We start from the raw sequence: 18,540 nt of genomic DNA on the forward strand, positions 1-18,540 counted from the left end.
TGCACGGAAGCCTCAGGCTTGGCTGCCGAAGGGACAGATCTCAAATAGAGCATGATGCTCGTGTCCGAATCAGATCGAGTCGAAGAGGATAAATTTGCACGCGGATCAAGAAGGACGAAAGGTGCATATCCTTTAACGGCGTTTCGATCATGGCCATCTGCCCGAGCGGTTGTTGACGGAAGACGTGCCTTTGAAGGAGTGCGCATGTTAACGACGATGCATCTTTACCGTCGTTCGAGAGAACCATCGTTTGTTGTATGGATCGTAATTTTGACACCCGATAGCATCTAGGCGAAAACAACCAAGAACGGGACTTTTTCCGCACAAATAGGGCGGATCCTGGAACGCACGTCTATAGCGTTAACGAACCGCAGATAAATCTCCAAGACTGGGGCTGCGCACCACAGCCAACAAGTAGGCTTCTTTTCTCGGAATCTACAAAGGTAGTTTTGAGATCGTCGCTTGCCTCTCTTGCGGGGCTGATCGAATAGAAGCGACATCGAGCTTGAGGTGTGCCTGGGCCATCTCATCGGGCATGCGGGCAATCCACTGGTTCAGCGATACATCTGCGTAACGAGGACTCTTAAATGTCTCCAGGAAGATGAGGTCCTCTGTGCCGGTATTTTCGATGCAATGCCCAGCCATACTCGGTACAAATCCGACATCGTTCGCGTTGAAGTCCAGTGTGCGAGCAGTACCTCCGGTCGTCACTACGGTCATCCGGCCTTTGCCCTGAATCCAGTACTGCCACTCGCTTGTATTCGGGTGCCAATGCATCTCTCGCATGGCGCCGGGCTTGATGGTGACGATAGCCGCCGAGATGCCAGTCGATACCGGGAAGTTCTTCGAATCGATGATGTACACACTACCCGTTGAGGTATTCTCGGCAGCCTCCATCTCCGATCGCTTGAATGTATAGCGGTTCACGGCTTCTAGATTTTTCCCAAGGAACTCTCGATCAGATTCAAGTGGACCAGGCGCAGTGCCAGGAAATATATACAGTTCTTTCGTGGGCAACTGCTTTACCTGATCTGTACTCCATCCCGTGTTCTTCCTCACAAGCTCCGGAGGTGTATGAGCCATAAACTCGGAGATTAAGAATGTGTCGTCTTCAGAGAAATCTCCCTGGTCAAAAACCAGCAGAAATTCGCAACCATCTCCTCCGATCCCCTGGATCGAGTGCGGCAGTCCCGCAGGAAAATACCAAAGATCGCCCTCTTCGAGATCGTCTATGAACATCTTCCCATCAGATTGGAAGAGACTCACTCGAGCTTTTCCTTTAAGCATGAGCGCCCACTCATTCGCGTGATGCCAATGCAATTCTCGGAACGAGCCTTCCGTAAGGCGCATGTTGACACCCGCGATTTCGGTCGACGATGGCAATTCTCTTTGTGTTACCTGGTGCGTCCATCCACCGGGCTGGACACGCTTTGGCGCCAGATCGAACGAGTACCAGAGAGGACCGGGGTTACCGTGATCGGTCGCGGGTGGCAGGTTGGAATCAGGGTTTTCGTTCAGAAGTACCGTGTTTTCCGGACCGGGATCACTCTCTCCTACTGCAGTTCTGACGTCATCGGGATTGGTATTGTCAGTCATCTCTTCTCCGGTACGGTAATGGGCAATTTATCGATAAGGGAAGGATCTCCCAGGAACAAACTCTCAAGCTCTCTCTTGATGGACCTCTGCCAAAACAAGGGAACGTGTAGAAACAGTATCCCTACTCCGTCCGTCCGTCAGGAGATACCCTGAATCGCTTCGAGCAGGGCGCGGTACTCCTCGTTGCAATCCGCGCAAACTTTCAGATGCTGCTGCACCTGATGGAAAGCCTCGGTCGGGGTCTTTCCTGCAAGCTCACTTTCGGCATATGCGGCCACGGCCGCAAGACACTCTTCACAATTGAGCTCCGCGTTCTCGGTGAGCGTCAACGTGCGGAGTAGGTCACTCAGTTGGCGTTCATCAAGCTTCATCAAAGTCTCCTTGGTTTGAGAGCGCCCATCGCACAGTCTCCATTGTGATCCCCGATTCCGATAGGCAACGTTTTAGATTCTTACGCGCATCATGGGTGAGCTTGTATAGCGCATTGCGGGTCACACCCAAATGACGGGCAATCTCCGTCTGAGGCATTTCTTTGAACTCTGCAATGAGTGCAGTGCGTTGCCTTACAGTCAATTGCGTCTCAATCGCATGGCGTAAAGCTTTGAAGATTCTTTGTTGATCGAAACTGGCGTCCTGGCGCTGCCACATGGACGGATGATGCGCGTCACCAGAATCAAGCAGAGCATCGAGAGACACATCTTTCCACCGCTTCCGTCGTAGCTCGTCGAACGCGACACGCATCGCAATCGCTAGTGCCCACGTCGCAAACTGACTTTCGCCCCGAAACTGATGGAGGTCTATCAGGATCCGCACTGCCGCGTCCTGAGCAAAATCCTCCACCCACGAAATCGCCTCCGGCCTGTCACGTAGGGCGCGACGTAGTCCCTGGCACAACAACCCGAGCAGAGCCTCATGAGCCTCGGCTCCATGAGACCCTGCGCTGCGAAGACCGCTGAGCCATTGTTCGTTGGACCATGACGAGCTGCTTCGGACAACCATCGTCCCACTCTACTTGTTGTCTTGCAAAAGCATAAGGCTCTCGCGTGCCGTGTACACGGCAGCTCCTAGCAGAACGAAGTCCTTGACCAGAAATTGGCCAACTGCACTCGACAATGCAGGAAAGCCACCCAAGCTCGGCTCCCATCCGGGCGTGGTTACAAGAAAGGTCAGCGTGGTGAGGAACATCACGGTGGCAATAGAACTGCCGATGAGCCCGATCCGTGGGAAAAAGCGCCCGACAATGAGAAGAAGCGCTGTCGCAATCTCTGTAACTCCGAGAAGATTCGCGATTCCCTGCACACCGAGCGCCGCAAGCAACGGCCGCAGGAACGGGCTGTTCGCCTCCAGGCCCATGATGCCGTGCGCTTCATACGAAGTAAATTTCATGCAGCCAAGCCATAGAAGAATCAGCGCGAGTCCGTAGCGAAGCAGAATGTGCTCTGCCAACTCCGCAGCGCGAAGAAGGGTCGTGTTCGTGGTAAGCGCGTGATTGCGATCCGCTGTTATTGCCGATTGAGTCATAGCCTATGACCTCCGCTTTATTAGGCCCGGCGAAGGTGAGGATTCTTACGCCCCACAGTGAAATTTATTTCAGTACCCCAGATTCCTCGAATGAGAACGGCCTCCTCAAAAAACCACCTCTGCGTGCTCAGCCAATACAAACGGAACGTTCTGATGTTTCGCCACAAAACTCTTCGCATAGATTTCTCGCCTCATTCTTTCCTTCACAAACTAAACACATACGCTATCGATTGGCGTCGGCTAGATTCACCGTGACCGGCGGCCGAGATGGCATTATTTCTAGAAATTTGATGGGTAAACATGACATGGCGGTCGAAACGCTTCGATCTCGCTGCCCGATGATTATTTACTTCGTGTCGAGAAATTATCTTGACACCATACCTCTCTCATCCCTACTTTTGTTGCGCGTCCAAGCCTCATAAAGCTTGGTCGATTCTTGCGACATCGACGATTGGGAGAGAAATATGAGCAGGCTTGGTCAGAACGGATTTTTGAGCCGCAGAGAAGCGATTCTACTTTCGGCTTCCGCTGGCTTAGGCCTGTCAGTATCGAGTGCAGACGCAGCAGAAGCCACCAAACCGAGTTCGCATCCGCAATCCGGAACCTGCTCTACTCCTCGAAGTGCTGTGGCCAAGACGACATACGGCAAGGTACGGGGTTATCTCAGCGACGGCGTATACACCTTCAAAGGCGTTCCATACGGCGAGCATACCGGTGGAGATAATCGTTGGTTGCCAGCGAAGGCTCCCAAACCTTGGAGTGACGAATTGCCGTGCCTGGTCTACGGAGCGAACTGCCCTCAGACCCTTCATGCATGGACCGCGATCGAGCAATCCTTCTTGTTGGATTGGAATGATGGCTGGTTGAGCGAAGACATGCTCAAGCTCAACATCTGGACTCCCGATCTGAATGCGCGATTGCCCGTTATGTTCTATATCCACGGCGGAGGCTACAGCTTCGGATCATCGTATGAGCTTTCGGCGCATGACGGAGCGCAGATGGCTCGCAATCACGAAGTCGTCCAGGTATCCGTGAACCACCGTCTCAATATGCTCGGCTTCTTTGATGTCTCTGAGGTGGGCGGGGCGGCGTATGAAGACTCCGTCAATGTTGGCATGACCGATCTCGTGGCCGCACTCAAGTGGGTTCACGAGAATATCGAACACTTCGGTGGCGATCCCGACCGCGTCATGATCTACGGACAGTCCGGTGGCGGCTCAAAAGTCACAACGCTGATGGGAATGCCTTCTGCATCCGGTCTATTTCATAGGGCTTCTGTTCAATCTGGAGGCGGTGGGAACATTCCCACGCGAGAGCAGCAGAAGGAAGTCACTCAACTGGTCATGAAAGACCTCGGCTTAGCCGCCAATGATATTCAATCGCTGCAAAAGATGGAGTGGAGCAAGCTGATTGCAGCAGGCAACGCTGCTGTGGCAAAGATCAATCCATCGGGACCTCCTACAGGCGGTCCTGGTGCGACTGGCAAGCCACGTGTGGGCTGGTCTCCGTGTGTGGACGGAAAGAACATCACCATGCGTTCGTTCTTCGACGCGGCTCCGGAAATCTCGAAGATGATACCCATGCTCATTGGCTCAGTCAGTGAGGAGGGAAATCGTATGAGCTATCGGCCCAGCGAAGACGAATGGCGTGCGGGCTTGGCCAAGACCTACGGCGATACGAAGGCCGATACGATCATCGCGGGTCTTAAAAAGAACTACCCGCAAAAGAAAATTCAGACACTGGCATATATGTGCAGCGGGAATCCCGGTCTGAATGGACTCGCCGTCCGCAACAACGTTGCGAAGATGGCTGGGTTAAAACATGACCTCCATGCTGCCCCCGCATACGCTTATTACTTCACTTGGCAAACGCCTATCCTCGACGGCGTACCGGGTGCCTGGCATACCTCCGAACTTCAATTCTGTTTCGATAACGCAAAGCATTGTGAACAAGGCACAGGCAATACCCCACAGGCTCAGGCTTTGGCGAAAAAGATGAGTACGGCGTGGGCGAATTTTGCACGCACAGGAAATCCCAGTCAGCCGGGCCTGGTGTGGGCACCAAGTGATCCTAAGCACTGCCAGACAATGGTGTTCGACAATGCCTGCCGTATGGAAAACGATCCGGATGGAGAAGTGCGACGCGCCCTTCTGAGCTAATACCTAATAAGCCGATGACCCGAGAGCGATGCAGCCGCTCCTTAGACCACAATCTCTTCTCTAGATCTGGAACTCATTCAATGGACAGAAGACACTTCCTCCGTGGCACGGTCGCATTCACAACGACCATGCCCTTCTCCTCTATAGGTATGCCGTTCCTACAAGCGAACGAAGGATCCACCGATCCCATTACCGTTCTGTTGGTTGATACCGACAGAACCACCAGAACGATCGATCGTGGCATCTATGGGCAATTTCTCGAACACATCAACCACTCCGTGGAAGATGGTTTGTTTGCAGAACAGATCCGTGGCGCCGGTTTCGAAGGCAAAGATTTTGAGGTGTTCTGGACGACTTTGATCTCCAACAACGGCCATGTCGAGCTCGTAGACTCGCGCTTTCAGAACAGTACGAAAGCGGTCCGCATGAACGTTCAGAATGGACGCGTTTCGATTTCTCAGAAGCGCATCTTCGTGGAGCAAGGCATAGACTACGACGGATTCCTTTGGGTGAAACAGGAAGAAGGCAATCCGCGTCTGTCTTTGCACGTCCTTAGCTCAGAGAACAAACCAATCGCGACCGTACCGCTGAACTTGAAGCAAGGGGAATGGCATCGCGTGTCGTTTCACTTCACGAGCACGGTTCGCGACCCACAAGCCTCGATTGAACTTACCGCGACGGACCGCGGTTCCCTTTTACTTGACTTTGTCTCTCTTGCGCGTGCAGACGTAAGAGAAAGCGGAATGTTTCGGCCTGATCTGCTGAAAGCTTTGCAAGATTTGAAGCCTGCTTTCATCCGCTGGCCTGGTGGATCCTTCGCATCTACTTATCGGTGGAAAGAAGGCATCGGCCCATACGAAACGAGGGGATATCACCCTAATGTCTTTTGGGGCGGGTATTCCGATTATTACGGTTTCGGCACGGATGAATTTCTAAACCTATGCAAGACAGTAGGAGCAGAACCACTCATCACATTGAAAGCACAGAACACCTCGGAAGAAGAAGTTCAGTACGCGCTGGAGTGGGTGCACTATCTGAATGATCCACCGACAACGAAGTGGGGGAACCTCCGTGCAGCAAACGGGCATGTTGAACCTTACAACGTTCGACTCTTACAGATTGACAACGAGCCGATGAACAACGGCTTTACCGCAGAGGCCTATGCCGGGATCGTCAATGTATTTGGCCCGCGATTACGGGAGGTCGCGCCAAACGCGAAGATTATCGCCTGCGGCCAAAAACGTTCCAACGATATGGACTGGAGTGAAACGGTCATCGATCTGGCAGGTGCCAACTTTGACCTGTTGGGTTGTCACAACTACGAATACGAGCCGGCCAACTTTGAGACTGGTATCGGTCGCATCCGCAACTATCTCGAAAAACTACGCGATTACATTCGCAATTCAAGACACTCACACCTTGAAATAGGCGTGCTGGAGTGGAGCCTGCAACACACGTATGACTGGCGTGCCGGCCTCCATGCTGCGGGTAGCCTCATGATGTATGAGGAACTTGGCCCGGGACTCACGATGACGTGCCCTGCCCTTCTCATGCGCAATACTACTGACGATCCAACCTGGACAGCCGCGATTTACCACGATCATGTCACCTGGTTTCCCGGCGGCAGCTACCCGGTCTCGCAATTGTTTCGGGAGCACTATGCGGAACGTCTCGTTGCTTCCGCGAAAGGAAGCTTCCAACCCGTCGACGATCCTGCGTTATTGATCGACAAAGTCTCTACAGCGATTCCAAAAGGCTGGAATCCTGACTCCATCGATACGGTAGTGACTGCAAGCACAGACTGGAAACGAATCGTTGTGAAGGCTGTTAACTACGAAGGACGCGAGAATACAGTCCTTGTGCGATTGAAAGGCAAGAATATCCCCACATCTGCAACGGCCACACTTCATCGCATCAGTAGGGGAATAACAACAACAGCATCAATCGACCATCCTGATGCGTTCAATGCGATGACTACCAGACTGGAATATACGAAAAATCTTTCCCTTCCACTGCCTCCCTACACTGTGGCGGTACTCGAGATCCGTTCTCTCAGCTAATTCTCCATTCAATATGTCGAACGACGGTCTTCTTGGTCGTTCTCTCACATGCGATACGAATAGTATCTTCGCAATCTCGCGCGCCGATTTTCAGCAACACAAGCTTATATCGAAACGACGGCTGAGATTGATGTCGGCAACCCCCTTTCGAGTGAAAGAACGATGCATGATTGATGGCGGTCACTTTCACTAATCATGGAATTGTTCCGCGGGACGAACCGGCGAAGACTACTCACAAGGATTCACTGGATCGACAACTCTATCAAGAGTCTCGATCGATAACAGTGAAACTCAATTCATTTCGCAATCTGTGAGAGGTAGGAAACATCATGGGCATCAGAAATTACTTGCTGAACGGGCCGCTAGGATTCGGAGGGGCACCCTTAGGAAACATGTATCGAAACATCAGTGACTCCGAAGCTGAAGCAACTGTCGATGCGGCATGGAATGCGGGGACGCGTTATTTCGATACCGCCCCCTTTTACGGGGCTGGTTTATCTGAGATTCGCTTAGGGAAAGCACTCTCGAAATATAAGCGGTCCGAATACATTCTTAGCTCGAAGGTTGGCCGCATTATTTCCAACGAACTCGAAGAGGGAGTCCAAACCTTTGGCGAGAAGGGCGATCTCTTCAAATATGGACGAAAGAACAAGATCTCCTACGACTACACCGAAAAAGGCGCAATGAAGTCGATCGAAGACAGCCTCAAACGTATGGGCGTGGATCATCTTGACTTCGTATGGATTCACGATATCGCTCGAGATTTTCACGGGGACAATTGGATCGCGCAGTTTGAGACGGCCCATCGCGGTGCCATGGTTGCGTTGAGCAAGTTACGCGATCAAAAAGTCATCAAAGCTTGGGGTCTTGGAGTGAACAACGTCGAACCCTGTGAGTTGACGATCGAAATGGAGCAAATCCATCCTGATGCATTTCTCTTGGCGGGTCGATATTCCATCCTCGATCATAAGCAGGCTCTTCAGCGCTTGATGCCCGCTTGCGCAGCAAAGAAAGTAGACATCGTTGTCGGTGGACCTTATTCGTCCGGTGTCCTTGCTGGTGGAACACACTTCGAATATCTTCCGGCATCTCCAGAGATCTTGGCCAAAGTCCAAAAGATCAAACAACTTTGCGACACATTCAATATCCCCATCAAGGCTGCGGCGTTGCACTTCTCTCTGAGTCATCCGGCATCCGCCGCAGTGATTCCAGGCGCAAGTAAACCGGAGCGAATTGCAGAAGATCACGCGGCCCTAAACACAGTGGTACCGGATGATTTCTGGCACAACCTTCGCAAAGAGGAACTGGTATCGCCAGACGCTCCCCTCCCCATCGACGGCAAATAAGGAGTTCTCCATGGCTACAGCAAAAGCAACGATTGACCTCAAGGTACCGGCAGACGAAGTGTGGGCGCTGATAGGCGGCTTCGATTCGTTGCCGGATTGGCTTCCCTATATCCCCAACAGCAAAGTCACGGATGGAGGACGCGTCCGTCACCTAAACAATCCGAATGGCCAAACGATTGTAGAGCGGTTAGAGAACTACGACCTTCATGCAAGAACTTACAGCTATTCGATTGTGCAGGCGCCCTTCCCTGTTACGGGATATCTCGCGACCATCACAGTTACACCGAACGACGGCGACAAAGGATCGCGTGTGGAGTGGTCGGGACATTTCACGCCGAAGGGCGTTACCGATGAAGAGGCACACAAGCTCTTCCAAGGAATCTTTTCGGATGGCTTGAAAGCCTTGGCCTCTCACTATTCCGCCAAGCAATAGCGATTGTTTCAGGCGGGCTCATCAGGAGCCCGCCTGGATAAACAAGAGGCAGCGTAGCTGCCGTCACGAGACCATTTTGTCTCACAATCACGAATTCCTTTTGGAGATTAAAGACATGGCTAAGATACTGTGCGTTCTATACGACGATCCGGTTAACGGTTATCCGACCTCATATGCCCGGGATGCAGTTCCGGAGATCAAGGTTTACGAAGATGGCCAAAGAGCCCCTACTCCCAAAGCTATCGATTTCGTTCCCGGACATCTTTTGGGAAGCGTAACCGGAGGGTTGGGGCTAAGGAAATTCCTTGAGGATCAAGGTCACACGTTTGTCGTGACTTCAGATAAAGACGGCCCGGATTCCGTTTTTGAGCAGGAACTGCCAGATGCAGACATCGTTATCTCTCAGCCTTTCTGGCCCGCGTACCTGACTCCAGCACGCTTCGAAAAGGCGAAGAAGCTGAAGCTCGCACTTACTGCTGGTATCGGATCAGATCATGTCGATCTAGAATCCGCAATCAAGCATGGCGTGACTGTGGCCGAGGTCACAGGATCGAACAGCATCAGCGTAGCCGAACATGCGGTGATGATGATTCTTGCACTCGTTCGTAACTACCTTCCCGCCCATGAGTGGGTAGAGAAAGGCGGATGGAACATCGCCGACTGTGTCGAACGTTCCTATGATCTCGAGGGCATGCATGTGGGTACAGTTGCAGCCGGGAGGATTGGTCTTGCAGTTCTTCGTCGGCTCAAACCTTTTCAGACTCATCTGCATTACTACCAGCGTCATCGTCTTCCCGAAGCTGTGGAGAAGGAACTTGGTCTTACATTTCATCCTACGGTGGAAGACATGGCCGAGGTTTGCGACATCATCACCATCAACGCGCCGCTTCATCCCGGAACGCTCAATATGTTCAACGATGCGATGCTCGCGAAGATGAAACGGGGCGCATACATCGTGAACACTGCACGAGCAGAGATCTGCAGCCGCGATGGCATTGTGCGGAATCTTCAAAATGGTCATCTTGCGGGATATGCCGGAGATGTATGGTTCCCACAACCCGCCCCGAAAGATCATCCTTGGCGAACCATGCCTTATCAGGGCATGACACCGCATATGTCGGGAACGTCGTTGTCGGCTCAGGTACGATACGCCGCAGGCACAAGAGAAATTCTTGAATCCTGGTTCGAAAAGCGGCCTCTTCGAGAAGAGTATGTGATTGTTGATGGCGGCAAACTCGCAGGAACTGGAGCCAAGGCCTATACCGTCTAATCCATCGCTTCCTAATGGATTATGGGCAGGTATATGTCACTGCACGTAGAGATGTTGAACGGATGGTGCGCCGAGTACATACGTAGTGTGATTCGGTGCACCTACACCACGACCAGTTTCGCATAGTCGCCATGGAAGCAAGCGACGTTCTTCCTAGAATCATCCGGCAGACACTGAAATACAGCGAATCGCCGAACCCGCAAGCCTCGATGCCTACGCATCAAACTGCATGGAGAGGATCAGGTGGAATCTCCGAGGCATACGCGATTCCAGATTTCAATCTCAGCTCAACTTGAGTGCCTCCAGTTTCGACTGGCGTGACTCGAAGAGAACCTCCGATGTTCGCCGCGCGCTCTTGCATTCCGATCAAACCCCAGTGCCCGCGCCGCCCCTTGCCTTCGAGCATATCTTTGGAAATGCCGCAGCCATTATCTCGGCACACGAACAAGAAGTGCCGTGGAGCGAACTGGATGACACATTCAATGATTGTCGCTCCTGCATGCCGGGATGCGTTCGTGATTGCCTCACGAGCAATCATCTGAATGTCCTCATACACAACAGAGTGAATCGGCCTTGCCCCTCCCTCAATGGTCAAGCGAAACTTTGACTCACTTTCCGCGGTCGCTTCGTGGCCGAAACGAGCAAGGTCCGCTGCCAGGTCATCTCCCGGCTCGCTTTCCGATCTGAGAGCACCTACCTTATCGCGTCCTTCCTGCAATGAGTGTTCCGCACGAGACAGGCTATCCTCCATCATGCTTCTGAGATGATTTTCTGGCGCGATTGTGTCTGCGATTACTTGAAACCTGAGAACGAGCATCTGGAAGCCTTGAAGGAGCGTGTCGTGAAGTTCGCGCGCGATGCGATCGCGTTCCATCATGCGCTCGCTAAGTTTCGCTTCGATCCGCTCGTTTGATTGATGAAGACGTACCAGGAAAAGTATCCACAGCAACATGACAGAGACAACCAGCACAAGCAACCGAAACCATAAGGTTTGATAGAACAGCGGCAGGATCGAAAAATCGATAGAGGCGCTCGTTGGGCTCCAGATTCCGTCACTATTGCTAGCGATAACTACAAACTGATACTGACCAGGAGACAGGTTGTTGTAAGTCGCATCGCGAGAAGATACCGCATCATGCCAATAATCGTTCACGCCGTGGAGGATGTATCTGAATCGCACTCGCTCCGGCATAGAAAGGCTCATCGCTTCGTACGTAAAGCGCACAGTCGTGGTACCGGCGGCGAGCTTCACATTCCTGTCGTACGAGTAATTTTCAGTATTTGTGTGGACTCCCGTGACAAACACAGGAGGCTTAAATGTATTCACGTGCGGGCGATTGAAATCGGCCCATGCAATGCCACCGTCTGTTGCGATCCAGATTCTACCGTCGTTTGCCTCCAGAATCGTAGAGCTTCCCGAGGATTGGCCAGCACCAGGCAACCCATCCAAGGAATCAAACTTACGCGGTGCGACCACATGACCGGGATTGTTTAAGACTGCCTTGATGTCAGCCGAGGAAATTCTCAATAGGCCGTGTATCTCGTTGAGCCATAGCGATCCATCCGATGCTTCAACGATTCCATTGACTTGTCCAATCGGTGTCGCATCGGTTGCACGAATGTGGATAAACCGATCTCTCAACAGCAGTTCTAGTCCCACATCCCCACCGATCCAGACCAGACCTTTGTTCCCTTGAATGGTTCGAACGCGTCCCACATCGACGCCGTCCTCCGCGGTATAGACCTTAACTTTTCCTCGATCCAACGAGAGAACCCGGTTATCCCGATAGCCGAACCAGGAACGCAACTCGTTCTCATGAAAAGCCGCGCTTGGCGAAGTGCTGGGTAAGCCTGGAAATCCTTCCGTACCCGACCAAATGCCATTCTTGAAATGCATCAAGCCGACGTCTCCCATGCGTACCCACAATCCGCCGGTCTCATTCGCTGGGATCACTTGCCAGACAAAATCAATAGGCAACTGTTTCGGTTGCGGATAGAACGAAAAACGATCTCCCTCCTGTCTCCAGATACCTCCTTGCGCGCCCCACCAAACAATACCTTTTGAATCACGGCAAACGCTGGCAACTCGTGTCCTCGGCCCCTTAGCTTCAGCAGTCTCTATATGAAGTAGAGAGATCGCAGCCGATGCACTACTCCCTGCCCATATGCCGCCTTGCTGTGATGCCAGCAAAGTAAAGTCTTTCGCCGGAAAATTCATTTCCATCGGAGCAAAGGCGCTATATCGGAACCTATCCAAACCACGGAGTGTAGCGATCCAAATGCTGCCTTCCGGATCTTCAATTGCATTGGCGATAAAGTTGTCGCTCAAGCCGTCTTTCGAAGCGAACCATTCCACACCGGGAGCAGCTCCGTCACCGATGTCATGGCTACCGTCGTTGTGGAGTCGCTGCCTCACGACGCCTTTGCCTCCGGTTAAGCCCCAGATGCTTCCATCACGATCGAACAGAAAACTCGCGCTCACTCCGAGGTCGAGGGGTTGAAGACGACCCGAGCCGGTAGTGCCGAAAACAGTGCGAATGTGGCCGGACCAATCGGCCATCCACAGCTCTCCATCCGGCGATTGTCCAACCTGCGTCACTGTTCTGGATGGACCGACTTGATGGAACGACTGCTTCCCGCGAGGAAGAAAAATGAGGCCCTTATCGGTGGCACCCCATAAACCTCCGGATCGGTCGCAGAAGAGGCTCCAGATCCGTCGCCCAGACAGTACAGGATCGACATATTCCCTCCATGCGATCCCGTCAAAATAACGGACGTGGTCCAGGCTGGTGGCCCAGACTCGACCGTTAAGGTCCTCGGTAAAAGAGTGCAATTTGAGATCGGGAGCCTCGAAGAGTTGAACCTTACTCTCCTTTATGTACGCCGCACCGAAAGAAGAAAAGGATACCCACAGACCACCATCCCGAGTACCGAGCACGTTCAGGATGCTGGAGGAAGGAAAGGTCACGCCAGGAGGTGGTTTATAGGCCTCAAAGCGCAGACCGTTGAAACGAAAAAGACCCAGCTGACTTCCGAGCCACAGATAGCCATCGGTCGTTCTTGTGATGCCGGACATCTGTGAAGGAGCGCCATCTTTTGCGGTCCACGCGGTGTGGTAAAGCTGCTTTACGTTGCGATCGGACTCGAGAGAAAACGAGGGCCTACACGACATCATCAAAGCCCAAATAACTGCGACGAAGAGCGTTGCTCTTAGACAGTTCGGACTGAGTGACCTAGCCATTGCCTTTAATGATCACCGCATCGGTGAAGCATGTTAACACTCCCCCTAACAGTTCTCAACGGACGAATAGGAGGATGATTTTCTGTCCAACATCACATGAGAATTAACGGCGATCAGATTGTGAAAGGTCAACGAATCACACGTCGCCGACCGAAAAGGAGAGCGTCAATGGAGAACGCCCCAGGGCCCAAAATAGCGATAGCGATGTTCAGGATCAAGGTCGCCAGATGAACGAGCAGGTAGCTTGAATGCTCGGTTACGAAGGACCAAAGTGTGAGGCTCGCAGCGACGATTCCGATCACCGAGGTGAAGGTCCCAAGGCATATACCGACTCCAGCCACGATGGAAACCCCAAAGTCGGTAAATGAGTTTCCCGTGAGAGCAAAAGGAACTCCGTTTGAAAACAAGAGGATACAACTGGAAATTCTGACGAGCAGGCGCCCTACTGCTCCAGCGCCTCGGGGATAACGGTATAAAGTCTCCACGCTTGAATTATGGACACGAGAATTCGAGAGTGACACACTCTTTTGGGTGATGCCTTTCGGTTCTTGTTGTTCTACGTTTGGCCTGCCCGTTTCCATTCCGGCGTCAGTATGTCGAGCGAAGCAAAAATTCGCGTTCTATGCGTTGACGATCATCCACTCGTTCATGATGGGATCTCTTTTGCGCTCCAGCTTCGTGATGACATGGAGCTTGTAGGGTGTGCCTCCAGTGGAAAAGAAGCAATTGAGGCGTTTAGAAGACTTCGACCCGATGTAACTCTCATGGACTTGCAGATGAAGGGGATGAGTGGGCTCGATGCTCTAGAAGTTATTCGGAACGAATTTCCCAACGCCAGGATCGTGATATTGACCACTTATCGCGGAGACGTGCATGCCGCGCGCGCCATCTCCGGGGGCGCAGTTGGATACCTTCTTAAAAGCTCACTTCGCACCGAACTCGTGCGGACGATTAAAGAAGTGCATAAAGGTCTACGCCGAATCATTCCAGAAGTCTCCGAAATTCTAACGGAGCGATTTCAAGCTGATGATCTCACCCCGCGCGAAATCGAAATACTACGACTGGTTGCCAGCGGCAATTCCAACAGAGATGCCGGGCGACTGCTTTCAATATCCGAAGAGACTGTCAAAAGCCATATGAAAAACGTGATGGCGAAGCTATCCGCGAATGATCGCACTCACGCAGTTTTGATTGCTCTAAGCCGGGGCTTCCTCGAAATACCCTGAGCGCGGCGGCTTACGGCAGCCAATTCTGTTCTAAGTACGTCGTCCTGATCGAGCATCGCAACCTTCAAAGCAGTGAGTGCCAACGCTGGCGAATCCGCCGCCCGTTTCTCTCATCGCCGCTCAATGGTTATCTCACCCTTTAGGGTGTTGCGAATCCCCAAGAGTGAAACATACTGAACAACAACGATGCCATTTCGTTGAAGATGATCTCCCGATCCGATCAGCGAAATCGATTGGCCGCAAAGCAAATTGAGTTGCAGTGAGGGAACAATGACGACCTCCATTCCATACCAGACAAGAACCGTTCCGGAAACAGATCAAGATGGATGGGCACGCGGACGACTTAAAGATACGCACTTGGGAATCGGAATCAATTCAGCAATGCATCGCACGAGCATGCTTCGTGACACTGCGAAGGTTGCATATGTCATCACAGACAATGACGACCTTGTCGACCACATTTCAGAATTATTAGATCAACACCGGATATTGACGAAATTTTTCCGATCCGCGAGCAATTATCTCGCTTATCAACGGCCACCGGTCACAAGTTGCGTGCTCATCAATCGGAGTTTGTCGGACCTGTCTGGAATGGATCTTGAATCCATGCTTAAAACTACGTCACCACCTATCGTCTTCCTTTCTAACAGTCGAGAGATTCCTGATTGTGTGCAGGCTATCAAGAAAGGCGCACAGGATTTTCTGACGATGCCGCTCGATTCATTGAGATTGCTAGACGCGCTGGAGGGTGCATTTCAAAAAGACAAATTCAGCCGAATCGTCCGCCTGGAACAGGAAGCCCTTCTCAATCGCTGGCGATCCCTAAGCCGTCGTGAAGCCGAAGTAGTGCGTTATGCGGTCCGTGGCTTCTTGAACAAACAGACGGCCGCTGAAATGAATATTGCTGAAAACACTGTTCAAGTGCACCGTGGGCGAGCAATGCAAAAAATGAGCGCCGCCTCCTTTGCTGATCTTGTTCGCATGACACTCAAGCTCGATGCCTACGGAGAAACCTCCTTTGTGTACAGCGATACAGGGTAAAGATGACTCGATTCGTTTCCAGCTCCCGTCTCATTTCTGTGGTCCAGGCTCCCCGGAGTACCCCTGTTCGGCCATGCGTTTTCCCATCGCTACATAAGCCATAGTGTCACGCGGCTGCCAGGTATCCAAGCCGTCAACGTAGCGGTTGTACATGCAGAAGGCAGCGGCGATCAGAACCGTGTCGTGAATATCGGTGTCAGTCGCGCCTGCCTCTTTCGCTTTTTCGACCAGTTCCTTCGTGACGCGTTTTCCGTCGATTTGAACTGCTTCAGCGATTGCAAGGAGAGCCTTGAGCTTATTTGGAATGGGCGCTGAAAGGTAGTCTCTGCACACGGCGTCGATGGCATCGATCCCTTCCGGGTGGAGGTGGGCCGCCGCGAAACTGTGACTCGTCTGGCAAAAGAAACAGTCGTTACGTGACGAGACGAACGATGCGATGAGTTCGCGGTCGGCAGAACTTAAGCCTTCATTGCCCGATGTGTGCAGAAGTACATGAGCGAGTTCGCGCATAGGTTTGGCAGTCTCGGGGCGGAAGCTGAAGCCGGCAGTAATTCCGGGCATACCTTCGGGCAGATCGATGTGCGGCATAGCTACTCCTCCGATAAATCAGGGTTTGCAAAATTCAGGTTGGAAGCGTGCAACGCTCCGTTGCGTTCGCTTCGAAGTGCCAGGCTCACTGCTGCAGCGGCGACAGCAACTCCTGCCAGGTAGACGATAAAGCGCGAATGGTAGAAGCCAGCGGTGTCATACAGATGGCCAATAAATACGGGCCCTGTGCCGCCTCCCACTGCATAGGCCGTCCAGGTGAGACCGTACAGCACTGAGAAATGCTTGCGGCCGAAGTAGTGCGCAAGGAGATACGGAAGAACATCTGCTTCGCTTCCCAGGCCCACTCCGAGTAGTGCAGCTCCGAGCAATGCCATGAGGGAGGAACCGGCAAAGGCGAGTACAAGCGTGCCCAGCGCAGAGAGCAACAGGATGATCGTCTGGATGCGCTGTGGCGAATAGCGGTCGATCAGAAGACCGACACATAGCCTGCCTAAGATCCCCGCTCCGCCCCGCACAGACAGAGCGAGTGCCGCGCTTTCTGCGCTAAGGCCATGGCCCGTGAGGATGGCGGCAAGATTGGTGACAAGGCCGTTCTCGCTGAATGCAGACAATATTGTGATCGCACAAAGAACCCAGAACGCAGTACTTGCCAGAGATGCTTTGACGGACATGCCAGCGGGCATTGCGCTGCTTAGATCGAGATTGGGGATGGGACGGTTTCGAACCAGCAAGGCAGTGAGCGGCAGACCAATCAGGGCGATGCCACCCAGAAGGGTGTAAGCGCTTCGCCATCCTTGATGTGTAATTGTCCACTGAGTCAAAGGCGGTATAAGAATTGACCCAACGCCGCTGCCGGTCAGAATCAAAGCGAGTGCCAGGCCGCGTCGTTTCTGAAACCAAGTAAGCGCCGTTCGCGCATAAGCAAACTGCGCGGTGCCGTTTGCGACTAACCCTAGGACGAAAAACGTCAGGTAGAAGCGGTGGATGTCACCATTCAAGCGGCTGAGCGATGCCAGTGCCAATGCGAAGACAACGATCGAAGGAAGAATGACGCGGCGTGGCGGGAAACGGTCCAGCAGCATTCCAAGGAAGGGAGAAACCACGGCTACCGTGATGGCGGCTATTGCAAACGAGCCATCCAACGCTTCGCGCTTCCAGCCAAAGGCAGTATGAAGAGGATTTAGGAAAAGGCTAAAGGTGTAAGGGACGATAGGCGAGAAACTCGTCATCACACCCACGAACGCCGCTGCCGTTATGCCCCAGCCCGGATACCGAATCGAGCGTTCGTCGTTTATTTCAGAGGTGCTTGGATCAGGCATTCGTTCCGATGTCCTTCTATGGGCACAATCCAAAGTTGTTTGCTGATCCATGCGAATAGTAGGCAGCGGAACGCGATCTTGTCTTCAATCTAAAGTTGGATATGCGGTTTAGATCTATCCTCTTCGTGCGATACCGGTTTATGCTTTCTCGCAATCACGTAACCAGGAGAGATCGGTGCCACACATTCAACTCCCTGAAGGTCTACAAGGCATCCGAAGCGCCATGGCGTTTCGGCCTGAAACAGCAAAGCCTCTGAATGAACTGGTGGAGGTTTTGCTGCACGCGCCAAACTCCCTGCCACAGGCGGATCGCGAGTTGATTGCCACTTATGTCTCCTATCTGAATGACTGCTACTTCTGCCAGACGGTGCACGGGTCCATCGCGGCAGCGTGCCTGGACGACGACTACGATCTGGTAAAGCGCGTGAAGGCAGATTTTATGTCTGCAGAGATTTCAGAAAAGCTCAAGACACTCCTTGTCATCGCAGCCAGGGTGCAGACCGGCGGCAAAAACGTTACCTCCACCAACATTGCTGCCGCCCGTGCGCAAGGCGCTACCGACGTGGAGATCCACGACACAATACTTATCGCTGCGGCCTTTTGCATGTACAACCGATACGTCGACGGGCTGGACACGTGGCAACCTCGTGATGAGGCTCTTTACCTCGAACGCGGTAAGAAGACTGCACGTGAGGGATATGTGGAGATGAGCAAGGAGTATCTTCCTTCGGTGGCCAGTTCATCCTGAACTAACCGCTCCGACCAGATGTCTGTGGGAT

The 18,540-nt window shown here is 52.7% G+C and carries 15 protein-coding genes; 8 read left to right on the top strand and 7 right to left on the bottom strand.

From position 1 onward, the window contains the following. Window positions 1–435: 435 nt before the first annotated feature. The 4 genes from M504_RS15500 to M504_RS15515 form a co-directional block, all read right to left on the bottom strand. The gene (locus M504_RS15500) at window positions 436–1,596 is read right to left on the bottom strand and encodes a cupin domain-containing protein (protein ID WP_052200904.1); all 1,161 of its coding nucleotides are present in this window, start codon (window positions 1,594–1,596) and stop codon (window positions 436–438) included. Window positions 1,597–1,733: 137 nt separating this feature from the next. Next, complete coding sequence (locus M504_RS15505; RefSeq protein WP_047495474.1) at window positions 1,734–1,967, bottom strand: hypothetical protein; 234 nt, start codon at window positions 1,965–1,967, stop codon at window positions 1,734–1,736. Then, entirely contained in the window at window positions 1,957–2,595 is a 639-nt protein-coding gene (locus M504_RS15510; protein ID WP_052200905.1) for an RNA polymerase sigma factor, read from the bottom strand. Before M504_RS15510 ends, M504_RS15505 begins: the two co-directional genes overlap by 11 nt. A gap of 9 nt (window positions 2,596–2,604) precedes the next feature. Continuing rightward, the gene (locus M504_RS15515; protein WP_084214458.1) at window positions 2,605–3,117 is read right to left on the bottom strand and encodes a YkgB family protein; all 513 of its coding nucleotides are present in this window, start codon (window positions 3,115–3,117) and stop codon (window positions 2,605–2,607) included. A 464-nt stretch (window positions 3,118–3,581) separates the two neighbouring features. Here M504_RS15515 and M504_RS15520 point away from each other — a divergent pair, with 464 nt between their 5' ends. The 5 genes from M504_RS15520 (at window position 3,582) to M504_RS15540 (ending at window position 10,385) form a co-directional block, all read left to right on the top strand. After that, window positions 3,582–5,276 carry a carboxylesterase/lipase family protein gene (locus M504_RS15520; protein WP_047495477.1) on the top strand — a complete coding sequence of 565 codons (1,695 nt, stop codon included), beginning with the start codon at window positions 3,582–3,584 and terminating at the stop codon, window positions 5,274–5,276. 80 nt (window positions 5,277–5,356) lie between these two features. Continuing rightward, window positions 5,357–7,336 carry an alpha-N-arabinofuranosidase gene (locus M504_RS15525; protein WP_047495480.1) on the top strand — a complete coding sequence of 660 codons (1,980 nt, stop codon included), beginning with the start codon at window positions 5,357–5,359 and terminating at the stop codon, window positions 7,334–7,336. Window positions 7,337–7,665: 329 nt separating this feature from the next. Beyond that, on the top strand, window positions 7,666–8,682 hold the full coding sequence (locus M504_RS15530) for an aldo/keto reductase (protein ID WP_047495484.1): 1,017 nt from the start codon (window positions 7,666–7,668) through the stop codon (window positions 8,680–8,682). A gap of 10 nt (window positions 8,683–8,692) precedes the next feature. Next, window positions 8,693–9,115: an SRPBCC family protein gene (locus M504_RS15535; protein ID WP_047495487.1), complete on the top strand. Its 423-nt coding sequence runs from the start codon at window positions 8,693–8,695 to the stop codon at window positions 9,113–9,115. 115 nt (window positions 9,116–9,230) lie between these two features. Beyond that, window positions 9,231–10,385 (top strand): NAD-dependent formate dehydrogenase, encoded by a 1,155-nt coding sequence (locus M504_RS15540; protein ID WP_047495492.1) that lies wholly within the window; start codon window positions 9,231–9,233, stop codon window positions 10,383–10,385. A 220-nt stretch (window positions 10,386–10,605) separates the two neighbouring features. Here M504_RS15540 and M504_RS15545 read toward each other — a convergent pair whose 3' ends face one another. Beyond that, window positions 10,606–13,461 (bottom strand): sensor histidine kinase, encoded by a 2,856-nt coding sequence (locus M504_RS15545; RefSeq protein WP_047495498.1) that lies wholly within the window; start codon window positions 13,459–13,461, stop codon window positions 10,606–10,608. 758 nt (window positions 13,462–14,219) lie between these two features. Between M504_RS15545 and M504_RS15550 the strand changes: the two genes are divergently transcribed. Together M504_RS15550 and M504_RS15555 are read left to right on the top strand one after the other, a co-directional pair. Then, window positions 14,220–14,852 carry a response regulator transcription factor gene (locus M504_RS15550; RefSeq protein WP_047496617.1) on the top strand — a complete coding sequence of 211 codons (633 nt, stop codon included), beginning with the start codon at window positions 14,220–14,222 and terminating at the stop codon, window positions 14,850–14,852. 270 nt (window positions 14,853–15,122) lie between these two features. Next, entirely contained in the window at window positions 15,123–15,893 is a 771-nt protein-coding gene (locus M504_RS15555) for a response regulator transcription factor (protein ID WP_052200906.1), read from the top strand. A 30-nt stretch (window positions 15,894–15,923) separates the two neighbouring features. Here the strand turns inward: M504_RS15555 and M504_RS15560 are convergent, their stop codons facing one another. Next, window positions 15,924–16,481 carry a carboxymuconolactone decarboxylase family protein gene (locus M504_RS15560; protein WP_047495502.1) on the bottom strand — a complete coding sequence of 186 codons (558 nt, stop codon included), beginning with the start codon at window positions 16,479–16,481 and terminating at the stop codon, window positions 15,924–15,926. Window positions 16,482–16,483: 2 nt separating this feature from the next. After that, the gene (locus M504_RS15565; protein WP_052200907.1) at window positions 16,484–17,761 is read right to left on the bottom strand and encodes an MFS transporter; all 1,278 of its coding nucleotides are present in this window, start codon (window positions 17,759–17,761) and stop codon (window positions 16,484–16,486) included. Between the two features lie 175 nt (window positions 17,762–17,936). Between M504_RS15565 and M504_RS15570 the strand changes: the two genes are divergently transcribed. Then, a complete protein-coding gene (locus M504_RS15570; RefSeq protein WP_047495505.1) occupies window positions 17,937–18,509 on the top strand; it encodes a carboxymuconolactone decarboxylase family protein in 573 nt (190 codons plus the stop codon). Window positions 18,510–18,540 lie beyond the last annotated feature (31 nt).

The sequence above is a fragment of the Terriglobus sp. TAA 43 genome (genome assembly GCF_000800015.1).
In the GTDB taxonomy this organism is placed as follows: domain Bacteria; phylum Acidobacteriota; class Terriglobia; order Terriglobales; family Acidobacteriaceae; genus Terriglobus.